This window comes from Nocardioides flavescens (assembly GCF_009823805.1).
In the GTDB taxonomy this organism is placed as follows: Bacteria; Actinomycetota; Actinomycetes; order Propionibacteriales; family Nocardioidaceae; genus Nocardioides; species Nocardioides flavescens.
The window spans coordinates 200,325-218,251 of sequence record NZ_WUEK01000005.1; the positions used below are offsets into that span (position 1 = coordinate 200,325).

The 17,927-nt window shown below is 72.4% G+C and carries 14 protein-coding genes; 4 read left to right on the forward strand and 10 right to left on the reverse strand.

Annotated features, from left to right (window positions below; translation table 11 throughout):
- Positions 1 to 36: 36 nt before the first annotated feature.
- From GRQ65_RS09810 to GRQ65_RS09845, 8 genes are all read right to left on the reverse strand, one after another.
- Entirely contained in the window at positions 37 to 495 is a 459-nt protein-coding gene (locus GRQ65_RS09810; RefSeq protein WP_160877691.1) for a thioesterase family protein, read from the reverse strand.
- Positions 496 to 1,437, reverse strand: a complete 942-nt coding sequence (locus GRQ65_RS09815) for a 3-hydroxyacyl-CoA dehydrogenase NAD-binding domain-containing protein (RefSeq protein WP_160877693.1) — start codon at positions 1,435 to 1,437, stop codon at positions 496 to 498.
- Entirely contained in the window at positions 1,434 to 2,318 is an 885-nt protein-coding gene (locus tag GRQ65_RS09820; RefSeq protein WP_160877695.1) for a 3-keto-5-aminohexanoate cleavage protein, read from the reverse strand. The genes GRQ65_RS09815 and GRQ65_RS09820 overlap by 4 nt, the downstream gene beginning before the upstream one ends.
- 64 nt (positions 2,319 to 2,382) lie before the next feature.
- A complete protein-coding gene (locus GRQ65_RS09825; protein ID WP_160877697.1) occupies positions 2,383 to 3,420 on the reverse strand; it encodes a serine hydrolase domain-containing protein in 1,038 nt (345 codons plus the stop codon).
- Positions 3,421 to 3,427: 7 nt separating this feature from the next.
- Positions 3,428 to 5,233: an ABC transporter ATP-binding protein gene (locus tag GRQ65_RS09830; RefSeq protein WP_160877699.1), complete on the reverse strand. Its 1,806-nt coding sequence runs from the start codon at positions 5,231 to 5,233 to the stop codon at positions 3,428 to 3,430.
- A 1-nt stretch (position 5,234) separates the two neighbouring features.
- The gene (locus GRQ65_RS09835) at positions 5,235 to 6,110 is read right to left on the reverse strand and encodes an ABC transporter permease (protein WP_160877701.1); all 876 of its coding nucleotides are present in this window, start codon (positions 6,108 to 6,110) and stop codon (positions 5,235 to 5,237) included.
- Positions 6,107 to 7,108 carry an ABC transporter permease subunit gene (locus GRQ65_RS23960; protein WP_202387870.1) on the reverse strand — a complete coding sequence of 334 codons (1,002 nt, stop codon included), beginning with the start codon at positions 7,106 to 7,108 and terminating at the stop codon, positions 6,107 to 6,109. The genes GRQ65_RS09835 and GRQ65_RS23960 overlap by 4 nt, the downstream gene beginning before the upstream one ends.
- A 34-nt stretch (positions 7,109 to 7,142) precedes the next feature.
- The gene (locus GRQ65_RS09845; protein WP_202387871.1) at positions 7,143 to 8,741 is read right to left on the reverse strand and encodes an ABC transporter substrate-binding protein; all 1,599 of its coding nucleotides are present in this window, start codon (positions 8,739 to 8,741) and stop codon (positions 7,143 to 7,145) included.
- A gap of 102 nt (positions 8,742 to 8,843) precedes the next feature.
- On the opposite strand from GRQ65_RS09845, the gene GRQ65_RS09850 reads away from it, so the two are divergent.
- The 3 genes from GRQ65_RS09850 (at position 8,844) to GRQ65_RS09860 (ending at position 12,849) form a co-directional block, all read left to right on the forward strand.
- Positions 8,844 to 9,638 carry an IclR family transcriptional regulator gene (locus tag GRQ65_RS09850; RefSeq protein ID WP_160877705.1) on the forward strand — a complete coding sequence of 265 codons (795 nt, stop codon included), beginning with the start codon at positions 8,844 to 8,846 and terminating at the stop codon, positions 9,636 to 9,638.
- Between the two features lie 35 nt (positions 9,639 to 9,673).
- Entirely contained in the window at positions 9,674 to 11,485 is a 1,812-nt protein-coding gene (locus GRQ65_RS09855) for an acyl-CoA dehydrogenase family protein (RefSeq protein WP_160877707.1), read from the forward strand.
- Between the two features lie 191 nt (positions 11,486 to 11,676).
- On the forward strand, positions 11,677 to 12,849 hold the full coding sequence (locus GRQ65_RS09860) for a PQQ-dependent sugar dehydrogenase (protein ID WP_160877709.1): 1,173 nt from the start codon (positions 11,677 to 11,679) through the stop codon (positions 12,847 to 12,849).
- Between the two features lie 171 nt (positions 12,850 to 13,020).
- On the opposite strand, the gene GRQ65_RS09865 is transcribed toward GRQ65_RS09860, so the two are convergent.
- Both GRQ65_RS09865 and GRQ65_RS09870 read right to left on the reverse strand, forming a co-directional pair.
- Positions 13,021 to 13,902 carry an alpha/beta hydrolase gene (locus tag GRQ65_RS09865; protein WP_160877711.1) on the reverse strand — a complete coding sequence of 294 codons (882 nt, stop codon included), beginning with the start codon at positions 13,900 to 13,902 and terminating at the stop codon, positions 13,021 to 13,023.
- A gap of 70 nt (positions 13,903 to 13,972) precedes the next feature.
- On the reverse strand, positions 13,973 to 15,526 hold the full coding sequence (locus GRQ65_RS09870; protein WP_337191608.1) for a DHA2 family efflux MFS transporter permease subunit: 1,554 nt from the start codon (positions 15,524 to 15,526) through the stop codon (positions 13,973 to 13,975).
- Positions 15,527 to 15,643: 117 nt separating this feature from the next.
- Here GRQ65_RS09870 and GRQ65_RS23965 point away from each other — a divergent pair, with 117 nt between their 5' ends.
- Complete coding sequence (locus GRQ65_RS23965) at positions 15,644 to 17,890, forward strand: SpoIIE family protein phosphatase (RefSeq protein WP_160877713.1); 2,247 nt, start codon at positions 15,644 to 15,646, stop codon at positions 17,888 to 17,890.
- The last annotated feature ends 37 nt before the right edge of the window (positions 17,891 to 17,927 follow it).

The window sequence follows — 17,927 nt, forward strand, 5'->3', positions numbered from 1 at the left end:
AGGCAGGACTTCGTCCTTCCTCAACCACCGGGGTCGTCAGGTACCTGATCGGCGCAGGCGGATCTGGCCGCTGGCCTCCGCGGGCGGGTCGACGAGCGCGGCACGGGCGGCGGCCGCGACCGCGTCGGGCAGGGGCGAGGAGGCACCCGAGGTGACGTGCACCCCGAGCACCTCCTCGGTGGCCCGGAGCCGCCCCTCGGCGTACAGCTCGTGCCAGAGCCACAGCAGCTTGCCAGTGGCGCCGACGATCCACGAGCGCACCTCGAGCTCCACCCCGCCGGGCACCTCGTCGAGGTACCTCACGTGTGCCTCGACCGTGTAGAGCGAGGAGTCCGTCGCCTGGCGGTACGCCGGGTCGAGGCCGACCGCGTCCATCACGGCGGTGGTGGCGTTGCCGAGCACCAGCACGTAGTAGGGCTCGGAGAGGTGGCCGTTGTAGTCGATCCAGGCGTCCTGGACCGGCTCGCGGTGGACGAGGTACGGCGCCGCGTCCACTCAGACCTTGCCCAGCGCCCGCAGCACCGCGATGACGCCCCGGTCGCGCTCGGCGACCAGGTCGTCGATGCTGCGTCCGTCGGCCTCCTCCAGGCAGCCGTCGACGACGGCGTCGCGCAGCTGCGGCGTGAGCTCGGGGGAGTCGAGCCGGGTCCACGGGGAGAGCAGGGAGGGCCCGAAGTGGTCGAGCATGTGGGCCATCCCGCCCTGGCCGCCGGCGAGGTGGAAGGTCAGCAGCGGGCCGTGGATCGGCCAGCGCAGCCCGGGACCGTCGGTGATGGAGCGGTCGATCTGCTCGACCGTCGCCTCGCCGTTGGCGACCATGTGCAGGGCCTCGCGCCACAGCGCCTCCTGCAGCCGGTTGGCGATGAACCCCGGCACCTCGCGGTCCATCGTGATGACGGACTTGCCCACGTGGGTGAAGAACGCCGAGGCCCAGGCGACGGCGTCGGGCGAGGTCGCCTCGCCGCCGACGACCTCGACGAGCGGGATGAGGTACGGCGGGTTGAAGGGGTGGCCGACGACCGTGCGGTCGGCCCCGGCGCAGCGCACCTGCATCTCGCTCATGCCGTAGCCCGAGGTCGACGAGGAGATCACGACGCCCGGCGGGGTCGCGGCGTCGATGTCGGCCAGCAGGGACCGCTTGAGCTCGAGGTCCTCCGGGGCGCTCTCCTGCACGAAATCGGCGCGGGCGCACGCAGCGGCGAGGTCGTGCTCGACGGTGAGACGGTCGGTCGAGGCGCCCGCGGCCAGGCCGAGCTCGGTGAGCGCGGGCCAGGCCAGCTCGACGAGGTGGCGCAGCCGCGGCTCGGCGTCCTCGGCCGGGTCCCACGCGACGACGTCGTAGCCGCGGGCCAGGAAGTAGGCCACCCAGCCGCCGCCGATCACGCCGGCGCCGATGCAGGTGACGGTGCGGACCTCGTCCGGAGCGACGCGCGTCATCGGGGCTTCAGCCCCAGGATCTCGCGGCCCTGGTCGGGGGTGGCGACCTGGGCGCCCATGCCCTCGATGATCCCCTTGGCGCGCTCGACGAGCTGGGCGTTGGTGGCCTTGACCCCCCGCGAGAGGTAGAGGTTGTCCTCCAGGCCGACCCGCACGTGACCACCGAGCAGCACCGACTGGGCGACCCACGGCATCTGCATCGGGCCGAGCGCGAACGACGCCCACACCGCGCCCTCGGGCAGCTGGTTGACCATCGTCTGGAGCAGCGCCGGGTCGGCGGGGGCGCCGTAGGGGATGCCCATGCAGAGCTGAAACATCGGCGGGGCGTCGATGAGCCCCTCGGCCACCAGCTCCTTGGCGAACCACAGGTGACCGGTGTCGAAGATCTCCATCTCGACGCGCACGCCGAGCTCCTGGATCTTCTTCGCGCCCTCGCGGAGCATGTCGGGGGTCGAGACGTAGACGAGCGAGCCCTCGCCGAAGTTGAGCGAGCCGCAGTCGAGGGTGCAGATGTCGGGCAGCAGCTCCTCGACGTGAGGGAGCCGGTCGGCACCGCTGACCAGGTCGGTGCCCTCGAGGAAGCGCGTCGGCTCCTGGGGGTCGAGGACGAGGTCGCCGCCCATGCCGGCGGTGGTGTTGATGATGACGTCGACGTCGGAGGCGCGGATGCGCTCGACGACCTCGCGGTAGAGGGCGACGTCGCGCGAGCCGACACCGGTCTCGGGGTCGCGCACGTGGACGTGCACGATCGTGGCGCCGGCGCGGGCGGCCTCGATGCCCGCCTCCGCGATCTGCTCGGGGGTCACGGGCACGTGCTCGGAGCGGCCGACGGTGTCGCCGGCTCCGGTGAGTGCGCAGGTGATCATGACGGTGCGGTTCACGGGCGTTCCTCTCTGGGTGCTGCTGGGTGTGGCGCTGGTGTGGTGCAGGAGTGGGGGAGGAGCGTCAGGTCACGGCGTCGAGCAGGGCGTGCAGGCCGAGGTAGCTGAGGTCGCGCGCCTGGCGGTCGACCCACGGGTCGGCGTAGGGCCACAGCGAGGTCTTCACGACGACCGTCCCGGTGCGCAGGTCGGTGCAGGCGAACTGGCCACGGCTGCCGTCGGCCGTGACGCGGTGACCGTGGTCGTCCATGGGCCACCAGTGCCGCCCGAAGCCGGCGAACGACGTGATCGTGCTGGGCAGCCGGCTGACCCGCGTGATGTCGTACGCCGGCCGCGCGGCCTCGGGGCCCACCAGCGCGGCGAGCCGCGCCCAGTCGCGGGCGGTCGACGCGAGACCGCCGCCGGCCATCGCGACGCCGGCGCCGTCGAGCGCGACGACCGCGTCGCGGGTGCAGCCGGCCTCGCGCCACTGCGCGGTGAGGTCCTCGACGAAGGTCCGCCCGGTCGCCCGCTCGCGCGCCCAGTCGAGCACCTGCGAGTCGGCGGTGCAGTAGGTCCAGCGGGTGCCGGGCGCGACCCCCGCCGGCACCTCGCGCAGCAGTGCGCGCGAGTCGCCGCCGCCGTGGAAGCAGCCGACCAGGCGGGAGGCGAGGCTGTCGGGGTCGCGGTGGTCCTCGACCCACCCCACGCCGCTGGTCATGGTGAGCAGGTCGCGGACCCGTGTGCCGGCGTACCCGCTGCCGCCGAGCTCGGGCACCAGGTCGACGACGGCGGCGTCGAGGTCGAGCGCCCGCTCGACGAGCACCCCGAGCACCGACTTGGTCATCGAGGCACCCAGGAAGAGCGTCTGCGGACCGTGGCCCTCGGCGTACCACTCGTGGACGACCTCCCCGTCGTGCACCACCACGAGGGAGGTCGCCCAGGTCTCGGCGAGCCAGTCCTCGAGCCCGCGCACGGTGCCGGCCCCGACCACCTCGACCCGGCGTACGTCGAGCGGCCGCGCGGCAGCCGGCAGCTCGACGCCACCGGCGGCCGGCACGACCGCGTGCGGCGACCCGCCCGCCACCAGGTGCGGGTCGGCGAAGACCAGCTCGGTGAGCAAGGGGACGTCAGTCGATCCGTGGGCTGTTGGAGAGCAGGGTGCGGGTGTACTCCTCCCGCGGGGTGTCCATGACGGTGGCGACCGGGCCGGACTCGACGACCGAGCCGGCCTGCAGGATCTCCACGCGCGCCGCGATCGAGCGGACCAGCGCGAGGTTGTGGGTCACGAACAGCATGCTGATGCCGCGCTCCAGGCGCAGGCCCTCGAGCAGCTCCACGATCGAGCCCTGCACCGACACGTCGAGCGCCGAGGTGATCTCGTCGCAGATCATCACGTCGGGCTCGGCGGCCAGCGCCCGGGCGATCGCCACGCGCTGCCGCTCACCGCCGGAGAGCCGGCTGGCCTGGTAGTGCAGCATCTGCGGGCCCAGGGCGACCTGGCCCATCAGCTCGACCACGCGGTCGGTGGCCTCCTTGCCCTTGGCCAGACCGAACAGCTCCATGGGCCGCTTGATGATCTGCTCGATCGTCAGGCGCGGGTTCAGCGAGAGGTAGGGGTTCTGGAAGATGTACTGCATCCGGCGGCGGTCCTCGGCGCTGCGCTGACGGGCGCTCCTGGCCAGCTCGCGACCCTCGAAGGTCAGCGAGCCGGTCCACTCCTTGTGCAGTCCGCCGACCGAGCGGGAGATGGTCGTCTTGCCGCTGCCGGACTCGCCGACCAGCGCGACGACCTCGCCCTTGGCCAGGTCGAAGGTGACGTCGTGGACGACCTGCTTGCGGCCGTAGAAGACGTTGAGGCCCTCGACCGAGAGGATCACCTCGCGCGGGCGGTCGGGGTCGGCGTCGGGGACGGTGCCGATGTTGATGTCCCAGGTGCCGATCTCCCCGACGCGGTGGCAGCGCACCTCGTGCTCCGGCGCCACCGTGCGCAGTGCCGGCACCTCGGTGCGGCACCGGTCGACCACGAACGCGCAGCGGTCGTTGAACCGACAGCCGTCCGGGCGGCGGCCCGGGGACGGCGTGCGGCCCGGGATGCCCTTGAGGGCGCGGGCCTGGCTGAGGTGCGGGATCGAGTCGAGCAGCGCCCTCGTGTAGGGGTGCGACGGGTTGGCGAAGATGGTGTCGCGAGGCCCGAGCTCGGCGATCTGGCCGGCGTACATCACCGCGACCCGGTCGGCGATGTTGGCGACGACCGCGAGGTCGTGGGTGACGTAGAGCGCGCTGACGCCGTAGGTCCGGCAGAGCTCGGCCATCGTGTCGAGCACCATCTTCTGCGTGGTGACGTCGAGGCCGGTGGTGGGCTCGTCGAGGACGAGCACCTTGGGCTTGGGCAGGAACGCCATCGCCAGCGCGACGCGCTGCACCTGCCCGCCGGAGAGCTGGTGGGCGTAGCGGCGCAGGAACTCGTCGTCGCTGGGCAGCCCCACCTCGGTGAGGCCGTCGCGGGCCGCCTGCAGCCGCGACTCGCTGGTGCCGATGCCGCGCAGCTGCTGCAGCTCGACGAGCTGCTTGCCGATGCGGATGCTCGGGTTGAGCGCGGAGGCCGGGTCCTGCGGGACGTAGGCGATCTCCTCGCCGCGCAGCTTGCGGACCTCCTTCCACGGCAGCGAGAGGACGTCGCGGTCCTCCAGCACCACCTTGCCCGAGGAGATCTCCGCGCCGGCGCGGGAGTAGGCCAGCAGCGAGGTGCCGACGGTGGTCTTGCCGGAGCCGGACTCGCCGACCAGGCCGACGACCTCGCCGGGCTTGAGCACCAGGTCGATGTCGTCGACGACGTCGACGTGGCTGCCGGTCAGGCTGACGCCGAGGCCCTCGATGACCAGCCCGGCGGTCCTGCGGACCTGGTGCTCGGACTCGGAGGTGGTCGTGGTCATGTCAGTCGCCCTTCTGGCTGGCCTGCGCGAGCCCGTCGGCCATGAGGTTCGTCGCGACGGTGAAGATGCCGATGACCAGCACCGGCGCCACGACCGCCCAGGGCTGGGTCTGCAGTCCGAGGCGGTTCTCGAAGATCATCTGGCCCCAGTTGGCCGCACCCGGGTCGGCCGCGAAGCCGAGGAAGCCGAGGGAGGCTACGACGCCGATGGAGTACGTCAGCCGCAGGCCTGCCTCGGCCAGCAGCGGCCCGGTCATGTTCGGGAGCACCTCGGCCACGATGACCCGCGAGCGCCGTTCGCCCAGCGCCTCGGCCGCGACCACGAAGTCGCGCGAGACGATGCCGAGCGCCACGCCGCGGGAGACCCGGGCCACGCGCGGGGCGTGGGAGATGCCGATGAGCACCACGATCACCCACGCACCCGGGTCCTGCAGGGCGGTGAGCACGACCAGGGCGAGCAGGATCTGCGGGAAGGCGAGCACGACGTCGTTGAGCCGCATGATCACCTCGTCCCACCAGCCGCCGGCGTACGCCGCGATGACGCCGACGAGGACCCCGACCACCATGCCCAGCAGGGTGGCGAGCACCGAGATCACCAGGATCGACTGACCCCCGTGCATGAGGCGGCTGAGCACGTCCTGGCCGAGGTAGTCGGTGCCGAAGATCCCGTCCGGGGAGTACGGCGGGCCCGCGGTCTCCTTCTCGCCGAACGGCGAGAGGAACGGCGCGACGACCGCGAAGACCACGATCGCCAGCGTCAGGGAGAAGCCGAAGGCGAACCGCTTCTGCCTCAGCGCCTTGCGGAAGAAGCTCTCGGGCGCCGGGCCGGTCGCGCCGGCCCCGGCCGATGCGGTGCCTGGAGTGGTCGCAGCACTCATGAGGAGATCGCCGTCCTCGCTCGGGGGGTCAGCAGGATGGAGAGCAGGTCGGCGACCAGGTTCACCACGATGTAGACGCCGGCGATGATCATGCTGAGCGCCTGCACCACCGGGACGTCGTGGTTGCGGACCGCGTCGACGAGCTGCTTGCCGACGCCGGGGTAGGAGAACAGGGTCTCCACGAGCACCACGCCGCCGGCCAGCCAGGCCAGCTGCAGCGCGATGACCTGGATGCCCGGGACGATCGCGTTCAGCAGTGCGTGCTTGCGCATCACGACCGGCTCGGGGATGCCCTTGAGCCGGGCCAGCTCGACGTAGTCGCTGTCGAGGACCTCGAGCAGCGTGGCCCGCACGATCCGTGAGACGTACGGCGTCACGGCGACCACCAGCGTCGCGACCGGCAGCACCATGCCCTTGGGCTCGTCCCAAGGGCTGGCCCCGGGGGCGACGAGCGTGACGGCCGGGAGGACGTTGAACACCGAGGTCGAGAACACCGCGACGAGCAGGATCCCGGTGACGAACTCGGGCACGCCGGCCAGCGCCAGCAGGATCGTCTGGATGACGGTGTCGGGCCGCTTGCGCCGGTAGTGCGCCGAGACCATCGCGATGCCGAAGGCCAGGGGGATCATCACCAGCGCCGAGAGGAGCACCAGCACCAGCGTGTTGGCCACGGTGCTGGAGATCTGGGTGCCGACCGGGAGCTGGTTGGCCAGCGAGGTGCCGAAGTCTCCTCGCACCAGCCCGCCGAGCCAGTCGACGTACCGGCTCACGATCGAGTCGCCCACACCCAGCTGGGCCTCGAGCTGCTGGCGACGGGCGACGTTGGAGTCGTAGTCACGGCCGAGGATGGCGCGGACCGGGTCGCCGAGGGCGGCCGTGGCGAGGAAGACGACGACCGAGACGAGCCACAGGGTCAGGACCGCCAGGCCGAGGCGGCGTGCGAGCCAGAGGCCCCACGCCGCCCCGCCGGAGCGTCCCTTCGGAGGTGCGACCTCCACGAGCGGATCCGGGAGTGTCGCTTCCTGGGTCATGTCAGGCGACCGAGACCTTGTTGAACTTGTAGTTGCCGAGCGGGAGGTACTTGCTCGGCTCGAGGCCCTGGACGTTCTGGCCGAAGCCGTCGACCTGCTGGCGGAAGCCCCAGATGATGTAGCCGCCCTCGTTGTACTCGATCTCCTGCGCCTGCTGCAGGAGGTCGGTCCGCTTCGCCTCGTCGAGCTCCTGGGCCGCCGCGTCCACCAGGCCCCGGTGGTCCGCGTTGTCCCAGTGGGTCTCGTTGTAGGTGCCGCCGAGCTTCGGCGGGTAGGTGCCGACGACGGCCTGGGGGATGTAGTTGCGGGTGTTCCAGAAGTCCTGCGCGAAGGTGTAGGACAGGTAGTCGTCGTCGTAGAACGGGTTCTTCTTCGTGACCTTGACGTCGACGCCGGCGGCCTTCGCCTGCTCGGCGAACAGGTTCGCGGCCGGCACGGCGACCGACCCGATGTCGTCGCCGGTGAACAGCTCGACCTGCAGCCCGTCGACGCCCGCCTGCTGCAGCAGGGACTTGGCCTGGTCGATGTCCTGCTCGCGCTGCGGGAGGTCGGAGGCGTACGCCGGGTCGAGCGGGGCGTACATGTCGTTGCCGAGCGAGCCGTAGCCGCTCAGGGTCTGGTCGATCATCGCCTGGCGGTCGACGATCAGGCGCATCGCCTGGCGGACCCGGACGTCGTCGAACGGCGCCTGGTCGACCCGCATCGTGAACGGCACCCACTGGCCGCCCTCGGCGGTCAGCACGCCGCCGGTGCCCTTGATCGTGTCGATGAGGTTGTAGGGCAGGTTGTCGATCGTCTGGACCTGGCCGGCCTGCAGCGCGTTGACCTTGGCGTTGTCGTCGGAGAAGTCCTGGATGACCAGGCTGTCGACGAACGCCGCGTCGCCCCAGTAGTCGGCGTACTTGCCGAACGTGCTGGTGGTGCCGGCCTGGAACGACTCGTACTTGAAGGCGCCGGTGCCGATCGGGTTCGTCGGGTCGAACTCGCCGCCGGGGATGATGCCCAGGGTGTACTCCGCGAGCAGCGAGTCGAGGATCGCGTAGGGCGTGTTCAGGACCAGCTGGAGCGTCGTCTCGTCGACGACCTTGGTCGAGGAGAAGTCGATGATCTGGCTCAGCTGACCGCCCGCGGACAGCGGCGCGTCGGGGTCGGCGACCCGCTGGATCGACTTCCAGGCGTCGTCGGCGGTGACCGGCTGTCCGTTGTGGAAGGTGACGCCCTGACGCATCGTGATGGTCCAGGTGAGGGCGTCCGCGGACGGCTCCACCGACTCGGCCAGCGCGGGCTCGAGCTCGTAGTTGTTGTTCCAGAACAGCAGCGGCTCGTAGAGGTTGCTGACCCGGGCGATGTCGACCGCGGTCACCGGCTGGTGCGGGTCGAGGGTGTCCTTGGCGCCACCACCGGTGCCGCCGTGGATGAGCTGGCCGCCGGAGCCCTGGGGCCCGCCGCCTCCGTTGCCCCCGCCGCTGCCGCCGCCGTCACCGCCGCACGCGCTGAGCAGGCTGCCGCCGGCGACTGCCGCCGCACCGAGGCCGGAGTACTTCAGCAGCTGGCGCCGGGAGAAGCCCGGCCCGAGGTTGATGCGCTGGTTTCTGTTCACTGAGCGACTCCCCTGTTGCACGATGCGAACGGCGTGTGGTGATCTAGGGAACATAGAGCGAGGTGGTGCGGGGGTCAATGACCCGCGCAGGACAGGAAAGCCATGACCCAGACCGTCGGGCGTCGTACGCCGGCCACGCGGGTGCAGTCGGTGGATCGCGCCGCCGTGCTGCTCGAGGCCGTCGCGGCGGCCCGGGGTCCGGCCGCGTCGGCGACCGCCCTGGCCGAGGCCGTGGGACTCAACCGCACCACCACCTGGCGGCTGCTCAACACCCTCGCCCGGCACCGCCTGGTCACCCTGGACCGGGTGACGGGCTGGTGGTCGCTCGGCTTCGGCCTCCTCGACCTCGCCTCCCAGGTCGGCGACGCGCCGCTCGCCCGGGCCGCGCAGGTCGTGCTCGAGCGACTCGCCACCCGCAGCGGCGAGACCGCGGCACTCGCCGTGATGCGCGCGGGCGCCCTCACCTACGTCGCCGAGGCGAGCCCGGCCGCCGTGGTCTCCGCCGGCTGGCGCGGGCGCGAGGTCTCCGTGCACGCGACGTCGACGGGCAAGGTGCTGCTGGCCTGGTCCGACCCCGCCGACGCCCGGTTGCTCCTCGACGCCCCCGACGGGCTGCTGCCGCGCCACACCGACACCACGATCACCTCCGTCGAGGAGCTCTCCGTCGAGCTCGCCGCCACCCGCGAGCGCGGGTGGGCGGTGTGCCGGGGCGAGTTCGAGGCCTCCGCCTGGGGCGTCTCGGCGCCGGTCCTCGACGCGTCCGGCCGCCTCGTCGCGGTCGTCAGCCTCTGGGGCCCGAGCACCCGGCTGACCGAGGACCGCTTCGACGACCTCGGCCCCGTCGCGGTCTGGGGCGCCACCGAGATCGCCGCCCGGCGAGCGGGCGGGGCCGGCTGATCCCGACCGCGCGGCCCACGCGGCACACTGGCCGGGTGAGCGCCCTGCAGGACCGCCTGCTGCCGACCCTGACCCACCTGCTCTTCGACTGGCTCGAGGTCGACGACCTGCTCAGCCGGCCGCGCTACGCCGACCACGACCGGGCGGGCCTCGAGGACCTGCTGGGCGCCGCCGGGGCGATCGCCGCCCAGCACTTCGAGCCGGCCAACCGGGTCATCGACGACCAGGAGCCGGCCTTCGAGGACGGCCGGGTCGTGCTGCCGCGCGAGACCCACGACGCGTGGGCGGCGTACGTCGAGACGGGGTTCCTCTCCGCCGCCCACGACGAGGCCGACGGCGGGCTGCAGCTGCCCCGCACGGTCGACTTCGCGACCAAGGTCGTGCTCGGCTCGGCCTCGGTGGGCCTGGTGCCCGGGATGCTCACCGAGGCCAACGCCTCGCTGCTGCTCGCCCACGGCTCGCCCACCCAGCGCGAGGTCTTCGCGCTGCGCGAGCTGTCGGGGGAGTGGAGCGGCACGATGTGCCTCTCGGAGTCGCAGGCCGGCTCGTCGCTCTCCGACATCACCACCCGCGCCGTCCCCGACGGGGAGGGCTCCGAGGACGACCCGCTCGGCCCGCGCTACCGGATCACCGGCAACAAGATGTGGATCAGCGCCGCGGAGCACGACCTGACGGACAACATCGTCCACCTGGTGCTGGCCAAGGTCCCCGGACCCGACGGCGTGGTCGACCCGAGCACGCGCGGCATCTCGCTGTTCGTCGTGCCCAAGGTCCTCGTCGAGCCCGACGGCGCCCTGGGCGAGCGCAACGACGTGACGCTGATCGGGCTCAACCACAAGCTCGGCTGGCGTGGCACCCCCAACACCGCGCTTGCGTTCGGCGACGGTGGGCACACTCCGCGCGGCTCCGCGGGCGCCATCGGCTACCGCATCGGTGAGCCCGGGCAGGGCCTGCGGCAGATGTTCCACATGATGAACGCCGCTCGCATCGAGATCGGCCTGGCCGCCTCCGCCCTGGGCTATGCCGGGTTCTCGGCGTCCCTCGACTACGCGCGCGAGCGCCGGCAGGGTCGGCCGGTCACCCGCACCGGCAAGGACGCCACCGCACCGCAGGTCGCGCTCGTCGACCACGCCGACGTGCGCCGGATGCTGCTGGCCCAGAAGGCCTACGCCGAGGGCGGCATCGCCCTCGGGCTGTACGCCGCGCGCCTGCTCGACGAGCAGGCCACCGGCACGCCTGATGAGGCCGCCGAGGCGACGCAGGTGCTGGAGGTGCTGACCCCGGTGGTGAAGAGCTGGCCCAGCGAGTGGTGCCTGGAGGCCAACAGCCTGGCCATCCAGGTCATGGGCGGCTCGGGCTACACCCGCGACTTCCCGGTCGAGCAGTACTGGCGCGACAACCGGCTCAACATGATCCACGAGGGCACCCACGGCATCCAGGCGCTCGACCTGCTCGGCCGCAAGGTCACCCAGGAGGGCGGGGCCCTCCTCGCCGCCCTCGGCCGCCGCGTCGAGGCCACGGTCGCCCTCGCCCGCGAGGCCGGTCTCGGCGAGGAGGCCGCCGCGGTGGACGACGCCTGGGCCGAGGCGGTCGCCACGGCGCGGTCAGGGTGGGCGACCGGCGACCCCGCCGACGCCCTTCCCAACGCCACCCTCTTCCTCCAGGGGTTCGGCCACGTCGTCGTCGCCTGGGTCTGGCTCGACGTCGCCGCCCGCGCCGGCTCGCCCGGCGACCTGGCTGCCTTGCGCTACGTCGTGCGCTACGAGCTCCCCAAGACCACGGCGTGGTTCACGGTCGTGGCCGACCGTGAGCCGCTGTGCCGCGACCTGGACGCCAGCCTGCTCTAGGGCGTGGCTCTCCAACCCACGCGGTCGCCCGCGCGGCGTCGCATCGGACCTGGACGGCGTTGTCGTCGCCCGCCGTGGCGCTGCCACGGCGGGCTCCTCCGCCTTGCCAGCTCCGCGCGACCCCACGCCTGCTCCCACGGGGGTTGAAGAGTCACGCCCCAGCGGTTGGACCGGCCCCGGATGATGGTGGGGTGAGAGCACGCCTGCTGGCCGCGACGACCGCCCTGCTCTCCGCGAGCGCCCTCCTCGCCGGCTGCGGGGGCGACGACACCGGCGACAGCGGCAGCGCGACCGCCGACGGGATCGGACCGGCGCCGACCAGCGCGCCGAACGACGCGCCGACGCTGCAGGTCGAGACGGTGCTCGACGGCCTCGACCACCCCTGGGACGTCGCCCAGGCCCCCGACGGCACCCTGCTGCTCGACGAGCGCGCCGGCGGGTTCACCGCCGTGCTGCCGGACGGCACGTCGCAGCAGGTGGCGGCCGACCTCGACGACCTCTTCGCGACGGGCGAGACCGGCCAGATGGGGCTGGTCCTCGACCCGGCGTTCGCCGACAACCGCCGCTTCTACACCTGCCAGGGCTCGGTCGACGGCGGTGCCGACGGCGGACCGGCCATCGAGGTCGTCGGCTGGACCGTCGACGCGGGCTGGACCGAGGCCACCCGCTTCGCCGACCCGCTGGTGGGCGAGATCCCGGTCAACCGCGACTCCGGGCGCCACGGCGGCTGTCGTCTGCGCTTCGACACCGACGGCTCGATGCTGGTCGGCACCGGTGACAACGCCATCGGCACCAACCCGCAGGACCTCGACACCCTGGCCGGCAAGCTGCTGCGCGTCGACATGGCCACCGGCACCCCCACCGTCATCGGCTACGGCCACCGCAACGTCCAGGGCGTGGCCGTGCAGCCGGGCACGGGCCGGGTCTTCACCGCCGAGCAGGGCAGCCGCGTCGACGACGAGGTCAACCTCGCCGTCGACGGCGGCAACTACGGCTGGGACCCGGTCGGCGACGGGGTCTACGACGAGAGCGTGCCGATGACCGACACCGACATCCCCGGCGCGATCGAGGCGGTGTGGTCCTCCGGCGACCCCACCATCGCGGTCTGCGGCATCACCTTCCTCGACGGCGAGCAGTGGGGCGCCTACGACGGCCTGCTCCTGCTCGGCGTCCAGAAGGACACCGGCGTCCTCGCCCTGCGCCTCGACGACCAGGGCGCGCTGGTCGAGCAGTTCCGGCTCCCGGAGCTCGAGGACTACGGCCGCATCCGCACCCCGCAGCTCGGCACCGACGGCGCGCTCTACGTCACCACCGACAACGGCGAGGGTGACGACCAGCTGCTCCGGGTGACCCCCGCGGCCTGAGCCGGGCCGCGGCTCGCCGGAACTGACCAGACGGAACTCACGCTTCCTGGCCGGAGTTTCGTGCGGGAAGCGTGAGTTTCACCGGGTACCCGGGGAAACTGGCGGATCGCCTGGACTGACCAGATGGAACTCACGCTTCCCGGTTGAAGTTTCGTGCGGGAAGCGTGAGTTTCACCGGGTACCCGGTGAATCTGGCACGGGCCGGTCCTCCAGCCGCGCCCGCAGCCAGGCGACGAGGTCGCCGAGGACCTGCTCCTTCTCGGGCTCGTTGAAGACCTCGTGGAAGAGCCCGGTGTAGGTCTTCAGGGTCTTGTCGCGCGAGCCCGCGAGGCGTTCGACGAGGGCGGCGCCCTCGGGCTTCACGAGGGTGTCGGCGGTGCCGGTGAGCACGAGCAGCGGCACCTGCAGGGCGGGCAGCCGCCCGGGGAAGGAGTCCATCGCGCGCAGCATCGCCCCGCCGATGCCGGCGGTCAGTGGGCCGTGGTGGACGAGCGGGTCGGCGTCGTAGGCCGCGACGACGGCGGGGTCGCGCGAGACAGCCGAGGAGCTGAGCTTCTGGCCGGGCAGCCCCGGCACCAAGCGACCGACCACCTTGGCCAGGCGCACCATCAGCGGGTTGATGTCGTCGCCGGGCAGCACGGCGGGCGCCGAGAGGACGAGACCGTCGAGGTCGTCCTGGTGGTCGAGGGCGTAGTCGAGCGCGATGCAGCCGCCCATGCTGTGGCCGATGAGGTACGTCGGCAGGCCGGGCTCGGCGACGCGGCGGCGCAGCGTCTCGAGGTCGTCGGTGAACTCCGAGAGGTCGCGCACGACGAGGCGCTTGCCGCCCGAGCGACCGTGTCCGCGATGGTCGGGGACCACGACGCGCAGGCCCAGGGCACGCAGGCGCTCGGCGACGTGGGCGTAGCGGCCGGCGTGCTCGGCGACCCCGTGGGTGATGAGGGCGATGCCGCGCACCTCGCTGCTGGAGTGTGGGCCCGGCTCGTAGGTGTCGTAGGTGATGGGCGTGCCGCCCACCCCCTCGAAGGTGCTCACCGTCGGCGCCTGGGTCATGACGCCATCATGCCGCCAGCCCTCCGACCCGGACCCCACCCCTCGAGGTCGGGCCGACCTCGGTGAGCCGTCAGTGCCCCATCATCGCGGCGGGGTCGATCTCGCGCGTGGGACGCCGGCGCGGCAGGAAGAACGCCGGCACCAGGCAGACGGCGACCAGGATCGTCCCGACGACGAAGGCGCTGCCGAACGCGTCGGCCCCGGCCTGCAGCCCTGCGGCGATCGCCGCGCCCGGCACCTGCTGGGCGATCGACGGGTCGGCCCACGACGAGATCGCCGGGTAGATGCTCGGGTCGTCGGCGAAGCTGTTGGTCAGCAGCACCGAGAAGATCGCGGTGCCGATCGAGGCGGCGACCTGCTGGGTGATGTTCATCATCGTCGAGCCGCGGGCGATCTCGTGGTCGCGCAGCGTCTGCAGCGCCGAGGTCATGATCGGCATCATCGTGCCGCCCATGCCGAGCCCCATCACGAACAGGGCGCCGAGCAGCAGCAGGTAGGAGGTGTCGGGGCCGACCTGGGTGAAGACGGCCATGCCGGCCACGATCAGGGCGATGCCGGCGATCACGATCTTGCCGGGGCCGATCCGGTCGGTGAGCACACCCGCGACCGGCATCGTCACCATCGCGCCGATGCCCTGAGGGGCGAGCAGCAGGCCGGCGCTGAGCGTCGACTCGCCGCGGATCAGGAGGAAGTACTGCGGGAAGAGCAGGCTCGCGCCGAAGAAGGCGATCGCGAACAGGCTCATCGCGACCACGGCGACGGTCAGCCGCGGGTTGGCGAACAGGCGCAGGTCGATGAGCGGGTGCTCGAGGTCGCGGGCGAAGAAGCGCACCACGAACGCCGCGACCAGGGCGAGGCCGACGATCGCCGTGCCCAGCACCCGGGCGCTCATCACGGTGCCCTCCTCCGGGATCGAGGAGACCCCGAAGAGGAACAGCGCGAGCCCGGGGGAGAGCAGCAGCATGCCGACGAAGTCGAAGCGCTCGGAGGGGACCACCTCGTCGCGCGGCAGGATGCGCGCCGCGTAGACCAGCGCGGCGATCCCGATGGGGATGTTGATGAGGAAGATCCAGTGCCACGAGGCCACGTCGATGAGCCAGCCGCCGAGGATCGGACCGAAGATCGGGCCGAGCAGCATCGGGACGCCGAGCACGGCCATCACCCGTCCCACCCGGTCGGGGCCGGCGGCGCGGGTCATGATCGTCATGCCGACCGGCATCAGCATGCCGCCGCCCAGCCCCTGCAGCACCCGGAACGCCGTGAGCATCTCGATGCTGGTGGCCGCCGCGCACAGCGCGGAGCCGGCCGCGAACAGCAGCAGCGCCAGCATGTAGAGCCGCTTGGTGCCGAACCGGTCGGCCGCCCAGCCGCTGAGCGGGATGACGGTGGCCAGGGCCAGGGTGTAGCCCGTCATGGTCCAGGCGGTCTCGGCCGGGGTCGCGTCGAAGTCGCGCTGGAAGGTCGGCTGCGCGACGGACACGACGGTGATGTCGAGGATCGACATGATCGCGCCCAGCACCACGACGCCGGCGACGAGCAGGACGCCGCGGTCCAGGCCCTGGTCCCCGGAGGAGGCGCCGGCCGGTCCGGTCGAGGGCGGTGTCGGGGTGGTCTCGGTGCTCACACGAGCACGCTAACGTCGGGCACCGACAGTCGGGGAGTCGTGGACTCCACCCCTTCGGGCCGGGGCCGGAGTGAGCCGCTGGCCCGCGGGACCGGGGGTCCGGGGTTAGGGTGATGCGTGTCCTCCGCCGTCTCCCACACCCCCGCGTACGGGGCGGTCGACCTCTCGACCTGTGACCGGGAGCCGATCCACGTGCCGGGCGCGATCCAGCCCCACGGCGTCCTGATGGCCCTCGACGAGGCCCTGCGGCCCGTCGTCGTCTCGTCCAACATCGGGCCGATGCTCGGCACGAGCCGGGAGCAGGCACTGGGTGCCGACCTCGAGCAGCTGCTCGGCGAGCACGCCGCGCGCCAGGTCCGGATCCGCGTGGAGGAGTGGGCGCCGCGTGAGCCGCTCATCCTGACCCTGCCCGCCGAGCTCGGGGGGAGCCTCGGCGGCGCCGAGGTGGACCTCTCGCTGCACCGCTCGGGCGGCCTCGTCGTCCTGGAGGTCGAGACCCTCGGCCGGCCCCGCTCCACCCTGCTGTCGTACCAGTCCGCCCGCGCCGCGATGGCGCGGCTCGCCGCGTGGCACCGTGTCGACGGCCTCCTCGCCCAGCTCGCGATCGAGATCCGCTCGCTGACCGGCTTCGACCGGGTGATGGTCTACCGCTTCGACCGCAACTGGAACGGCGAGGTCGTCGCCGAGGAGAGGCGCGATGACCTCAACGCCTACCTCGGTCTGCACTACCCCGCCACCGACATCCCGGCCCAGGCCCGCCGGCTCTACACGATCAACTGGACGCGGCTGATCGCCGACGTCGACTACGAGCCGGTCCACCTGCACCCGGTGCTGGTCCCGGGCACGGGGGAGCCGCTCGACCTCACCCACTCCACCCTGCGCAGCGTCTCGCCGATCCACCTCGAGTACCTCGGCAACATGGGCGTCACCTCCTCGATGTCGATCTCGATCGTGATCGACGGCAAGCTCTGGGGCCTGGTGGCCTGCCACCACTACGCCGGCCCGCACCGGCCCAGCCAGGACGCCCGCTCGGCGGCGGAGTTCCTCGGCCAGGTCGCCTCCTCGCAGATCGCCGAGCTCGAGCGGGCCGAGGCCCGCGAGGACGCGCTGACCAGCCAGGCGCGCGTCAACCGGATCACCGCCCGCGTCTCCGCCTCCGAGCAGTCCCCGGTGGAGCGGCTGATCGGCGACCCCGAGCTGCTCGACCTGTGCCGGGCGACCGGTGTCGCGATGTGCTTCAACGACGAGATCACGACCCGCGGGCAGGTCCCCGACGAGCCTGCGCTGCGCCGCATCGCCGAGCGGATCCTCCGTGCGCCGTACGGCGAGCCGGCGGGCAGCGAGTCGCTCAGCGAGCTCGACCCGGCGCTGGGCCTGGTGAGCGACGTGGCCGCGGGTGCCCTCGGGATCGGTTCCAACCCCGACAGCTGGGTCCTGTGGCTGCGCGCCGAGCTGCCGGAGATCGTCGACTGGGGCGGCGACCCGCACAACAAGGAGATCTCGCAGGCCGAGGGCGAGGAGGTGCGGCTCTCACCCCGCAAGTCCTTCGACCTGTGGCGCGAGGTCGTGCGCGGTCGCACCGCCCCCTGGGAGCCGTGGGAGCTCGACGCGGCCCGCGCGCTGCGCACGTTCATGAACGGCCTCATCCTCCAGCGCTCGCGCGAGCAGATCGCCGTGGCCGAGTCGCTGCAGCGCACCGTGCTGCCGCAGACCGTGCCGCAGTTCCCGGGGCTCGAGCTCGCGGTCCGCTACGAGTCGGCCAGCTCCTACCAGCTCGGTGGCGACTGGTGGGACGCCGTGCGCTTCGGCGACGGTCGCATCGCCTTCGTCGTGGGTGACGTCGCCGGTCACGGCGTCGAGGCGGTCGGTGCGATGACCCAGATGCGCGCCGCCCTGCGGGCCCACCTGCACGGCGGTGCCGACGCCGGCCACGCGCTCGACCAGCTCGACGAGATGGTCGTCGACCTGCTGCCCGACCAGGTGGCGACCGCCGTCGTGGCCGTGCTCGACCCGCGGACCGGTCTCGTCGAGCTCAGCAGCGCGGGCCACACCGCCCCGCTGGTCTTCGGCCCCGACGGGGTGCGGGAGGTCGACGTCCCGTCGCGGCCGCTGCTCGGTGTCGGCGCGGGACACGGGCGCGCCGCCCAGGTCGAGCTGCGCCCGGGCGAGACCCTCGTGCTCTACACCGACGGTCTGGTCGAGCGTCGTGGCGACGACGCCGTCGACGCCTCCAGCAAGCTGCGGGAGCTCGGCGTGACCGGCCCCGGCGGGCAGCCGCTCGAGGACTGGGCCGCCCACCTCATCACCTCGGTGCCGGGCGCCGGTGACGACGACACGACCGTGCTGGCACTGACCCTGCACTGACCCTTGCACCGGCCCCGCACCGGCCCCGCACCAGTCC

Bases quoted from the DNA above. Each gene is read 5' to 3' on its own strand.
- GRQ65_RS09815 (WP_160877693.1), bottom strand. From the start codon at position 1,437: ATGACGCGCGTCGCTCCGGACGAGGTCCGCACCGTCACCTGCATCGGC.
- GRQ65_RS09830 (WP_160877699.1), bottom strand. From the start codon at position 5,233: ATGACCACGACCACCTCCGAGTCCGAGCACCAGGTCCGCAGGACCGCC.
- GRQ65_RS09835 (WP_160877701.1), bottom strand. From the start codon at position 6,110: ATGAGTGCTGCGACCACTCCAGGCACCGCATCGGCCGGGGCCGGCGCG.
- GRQ65_RS09850 (WP_160877705.1), top strand. From the start codon at position 8,844: ATGACCCAGACCGTCGGGCGTCGTACGCCGGCCACGCGGGTGCAGTCG.
- GRQ65_RS09865 (WP_160877711.1), bottom strand. From the start codon at position 13,902: ATGACCCAGGCGCCGACGGTGAGCACCTTCGAGGGGGTGGGCGGCACG.